Consider the following 4211-nt stretch of genomic DNA (forward strand, 5'->3'; position numbering starts at 1 on the left):
AATCTAACTTTTCAAATTTGAAGCATAAGGACTTTCTTGGTGGTATTTTGTCATTAGGAATAGAGAGAAATAAAATTGGCGATATTGTAGTGAAAGAAAATGCTGCATATTTACCTGTAATTAATGAAATAAGCAATTATATTTTAAGTAATTTATCTTATATTGGAAAATCTCCAGTTGAAGTTACTTTAGTAACTGATATGGAAGATATGCCTGAAGTAGAGTTTGAAGAGTTTGTAATAAATGTTGCTTCTTTAAGAATTGATAGCATAGTAGCAAAACTTTGTAATTTCTCTAGATCAAAGGCTATTGAAATAATTGATTCTGGTAAAGTTTTAATAGATTATGTCAAAGCAAAAGATAAAAGCCAAGAAATAATTAAAGGTACAAGGATTACTGTAAGAGGTAGTGGTAAGTTCTTAGTAGGAGATATTATAGGTGAAACTAGAAGTGGGAAGCAAAAGGTGAGAATTAAAAAATATATTTAAAATTTAGAGGTGATATTATGAAGCTTACTCCAATGGATATAAGTAACAAAGAGTTTAAAAAAGGATTTAGGGGCTATGATAGTGAGGAAGTAGATGAATTTATAAATGAAATTATAGATAACTATGAAGAGCTATATAAGGAAAATTCAAGACTAAAGGAAAATTTATCTAGAGTCAACGAAAAGCTTGAGCATTATGTTAAAATAGAAAATACTATTCAAAATACATTGCTACTTGCACAAAATGCAGCAGAACAAGCTAGAGAAACTTCACAAAAAGAAGCTGAAATGATTCTCTCTAAGGCAAATGAATCAGCTCAGAAGGTATTAGATAAAGCTCATAGTGATGTTATATTAATTAATGATGAATATGAGAAGGTTAAGCAAGAATTTATTAAGTTTAGAGCTAAGTTTAGAAACTTTATGAATGCTCAAACAGAAACTTTTGATGAACTTGAAAAAGATTTAACTAAAAATTATAGTATTTCTGAACCATTAGACAGAATGATAGAAGAAAAAGGTATAGAGTTATCTAGTAAAAATATTGAGGAAATAGAAGATAGTTATAATGATGATATTGATGAAATAAAGAGTTTCTTTGCAAATTCTGAAGAATAAGATATTATTAATTTGATTTTAAAAGCTCCCTAGGGAGTTTTTTCTTTTCATTAAAATTTTATATTTAAGAGTATTATACAAGTTGTAAAAAGATTCTATGAAAATATAAAACTTTTAGACTATCTATTGAGTGTAAAGTTGCAATATATTATAATGTGCATATAATTACATAAAGATTTAGTAAATATCCTTTACGTAGGATTAATCTTAGTAATTTGTATAAAAAGAAATCAAGGATATTTTCAATTTTTTTATTTACGTAAAGAGTTTTATAGATTTTAATTATATAAAAGAGTATTAATGTAAACAATTAATTGGAAGATGCATAAATGGAGTTAACATATGGAAAATATAAATTTTATAATAACAGATGAGAATGTAGGAGAAAGAATAGATAAATACTTATCTATTCAAATAGAAGGTAAATCTAGATCATTTATTCAGGGTCTAATTGATGAAAACAATGTTTTTGTTAATAATAAAAATGTAAAAAGTAATTATAAGCTAAAAAACAATGATAATGTAACTGTTTTAATGAAAGAACCAATTGAGTTAAATGTAACTCCTGAGGAGATAGAATTAAATATAGTATATGAGGATGAAGATTTAATAGTAATAAATAAGCCTCAAGGAATGGTTGTTCATCCAGCACCAGGAAATTACTCAGGTACTTTAGTTAATGGATTATTATATCATTGTAAAGATTTATCAGGAATAAATGGAGTAATTAGACCAGGAATAGTTCATAGAATTGATAAAGATACTTCAGGAGTACTAGTAATTGCTAAAAATGATGATGCACATAACTTTTTATCTGAACAATTTAAAGAACATAGTATAAAAAGAGAGTACTATGCTTTAGTGGAAGGAAAATTCTCTAAAGATGAGGGAATGGTTGATAAGCCATTAGGAAGAAATAAAAAAGATAGACTTAAGATGGCTATAGTTGAAGATGGAAAGAGAGCAGTTACTCATTATAAGGTATTAGAAACATATAATAATGGAACTTCTTTAGTAAAATGTAATCTAGAAACTGGAAGAACCCATCAAATTAGAGTGCATATGGCATCAATTGGTCATCCACTAGTTGGTGACCCTTTATATGGACTTAAGAAACAGAAGTTTAAATTAAGTGGTCAGGTTTTACATGCTAAATCTTTAGGATTTATTCATCCAAGAACTAAAGAATATATAGAATTTGATTCAGAATTGCCTGATTATTTTTCAAAGATATTAGAATCATTAAGGAAGTAGAGGTGTAATAATTGAAATTAAAAGCAAATCTATTAGATGAAAAAGCTATTAAGAGAAGTTTAATAAGAATCTCTCATGAAATAATTGAAAAAAATAAAGGTATAGAGGATATTGTTTTAATTGGAATTAAAAGAAGGGGATATCCTATTGCTGAAAGAATAGCTAAAAATATTGAGAATATTGAAGGAGTAAAAATACCAGTTGGATATGTAGATATAACTTTATATAGAGATGATATTACAGAAATTCAAGATTCACCAGAAGTAAATAATTTAAATCTTGGTGTAGAAGTTTCAGGTAAAAAAGTTATATTAGTTGATGATGTATTATATACATGTAGAACTGTAAGAGCGGCAATAGATGCAATAATTGATAGAGGAAGACCTGCTCAAATTCAATTAGCTGTTTTAATAGATAGAGGACATAAGGAATTACCAATAAGAGCTGACTATGTAGGTAAAAATATCCCTACTTCCAAAAGCGAAATTATAGCTGTTGAAATAGAAGAAATAGATAATAGTGACTCAGTAAAAATATACGAATGATGTAAGGAGACAAATATGGAATATGATTTAATTGCAACCACTACCTTTGGACTTGAAGGAATAACTGCAAAAGAATTAAAGGCATTAGGTTATGAGGATTTAAGAACTGAAAACGGTAAGGTTTATTTTACTGGTGATGAAATGGATATAGCAATTGCAAATATTCATTTAAGAACAGCAGATAGAGTTTTAATAAAGATGGCAGAATTTGAAGCTAGAAGCTTTGAAGAATTATTCCAAGGAACTAAAAAGGTAAAATGGAATGAACTTATACCTGTAGATGGGATAATGCATGTTAATGGTAAGTCAGTAAAGTCGACTTTACATAGTGTACCTGATTGTCAATCTATAGTAAAAAAGGCCATAGTAGATAGTATGAGTGAAGCTTATGGAGCATCACATTTTTCAGAAGATGGTCCTTTATATAAGATAGAAGTGGCAATTCTTAAAGATGTTGTAACATTAACAATAGATACATCAGGACCAGGTTTACACAAAAGAGGATATAGAGAAGAGGCTGGAGCAGCTCCGCTAAAAGAAACATTAGCAGCAGCTATGGTATTAATATCTAGATGGAAAGAAGACTTTGCTTTAGTAGATCCATTTTGTGGTTCAGGAACTATACTGATCGAAGCTGCAATGATAATGCAAAATATTGCACCTGGAATGTGTAGATCCTTTACTTGTGAAACTTGGCCTAGTATGGAAGCAGATATATTTGAACAAGTAAGAGAAGGTGCTGAAAGAGCAATAAAGCATAAAGATATAAAGCTATTAGGATATGATATTGATGGAAGAATTCTTAAAGTAGCTAGAAGTAATGCTGAAAAAGCAGGTGTATCAAAGTATATTGAATTCCATAGAAGAGATTTTAAAGAATTCTCTAGTGCAGATAAATATGGCTTTATAATTTCAAATCCTCCTTATGGTGAAAGACTTGGAGAAAAGAGAGAAGTAGAAGAACTATATAAGATATTTGGTGGTTATAAGAAAAAATTAAGTAACTGGGATTTTAATATATTAACTTCTTATGAAAACTTTGAAAGTCCTTTTAATATTAAATCAAGCAAAAATAGAAAATTATATAATGGTAAACTAAAATGTTACTATTATCAATATTTTGATAATGAATTAATTAAAAATAATGGAGATATGGTTATAAACCATATCTAACTAACCAATTAAAAATGAAAAATTAAGAATTGAAAATTTAGGAAGTAATTTGTTCCAAATTACAAAAATATAATTATAAAAATTTTAAAAGGATTTACATTATAATTATTATATTGAAAGGGATGCTTTAAAGC

Annotated in this window: 5 protein-coding genes; all 5 read left to right on the plus strand. The window is 27.7% G+C overall.

Annotated features, from left to right (window positions below; translation table 11 throughout):
* The coding region (locus E6248_RS13905) for a YlmH/Sll1252 family protein (protein ID WP_316341387.1) at positions 1-488 on the plus strand (488 nt) is incomplete at its 5' end.
* A 17-nt stretch (positions 489-505) separates the two neighbouring features.
* On the plus strand, positions 506-1105 hold the full coding sequence (locus E6248_RS13910; RefSeq protein ID WP_316341388.1) for a DivIVA domain-containing protein: 600 nt from the start codon (positions 506-508) through the stop codon (positions 1103-1105).
* 342 nt (positions 1106-1447) lie between these two features.
* A complete protein-coding gene (locus tag E6248_RS13915; RefSeq protein ID WP_316341389.1) occupies positions 1448-2359 on the plus strand; it encodes an RluA family pseudouridine synthase in 912 nt (303 codons plus the stop codon).
* Between the two features lie 11 nt (positions 2360-2370).
* The gene (gene pyrR, locus E6248_RS13920) at positions 2371-2904 is read left to right on the plus strand and encodes a bifunctional pyr operon transcriptional regulator/uracil phosphoribosyltransferase PyrR (protein WP_316341390.1); all 534 of its coding nucleotides are present in this window, start codon (positions 2371-2373) and stop codon (positions 2902-2904) included.
* A 15-nt stretch (positions 2905-2919) separates the two neighbouring features.
* Positions 2920-4077, plus strand: coding sequence for a class I SAM-dependent RNA methyltransferase (locus E6248_RS13925; protein WP_316341391.1), 1158 nt, complete (start codon positions 2920-2922; stop codon positions 4075-4077).
* Positions 4078-4211 lie beyond the last annotated feature (134 nt).

Origin of the sequence: Clostridium sp. (genome assembly GCF_032552055.1) — a bacterium.
Classification (GTDB): domain Bacteria; phylum Bacillota; class Clostridia; order Clostridiales; family Clostridiaceae; genus Clostridium.

What these genes read in the sequence shown, in the direction of transcription:
- E6248_RS13910 (WP_316341388.1), top strand. Translation starts at nt 506, where the DNA reads ATGAAGCTTACTCCAATGGATATAAGTAACAAAGAGTTTAAAAAAGGA.
- E6248_RS13915 (WP_316341389.1), top strand. Translation starts at nt 1,448, where the DNA reads ATGGAAAATATAAATTTTATAATAACAGATGAGAATGTAGGAGAAAGA.
- E6248_RS13925 (WP_316341391.1), top strand. Translation starts at nt 2,920, where the DNA reads ATGGAATATGATTTAATTGCAACCACTACCTTTGGACTTGAAGGAATA.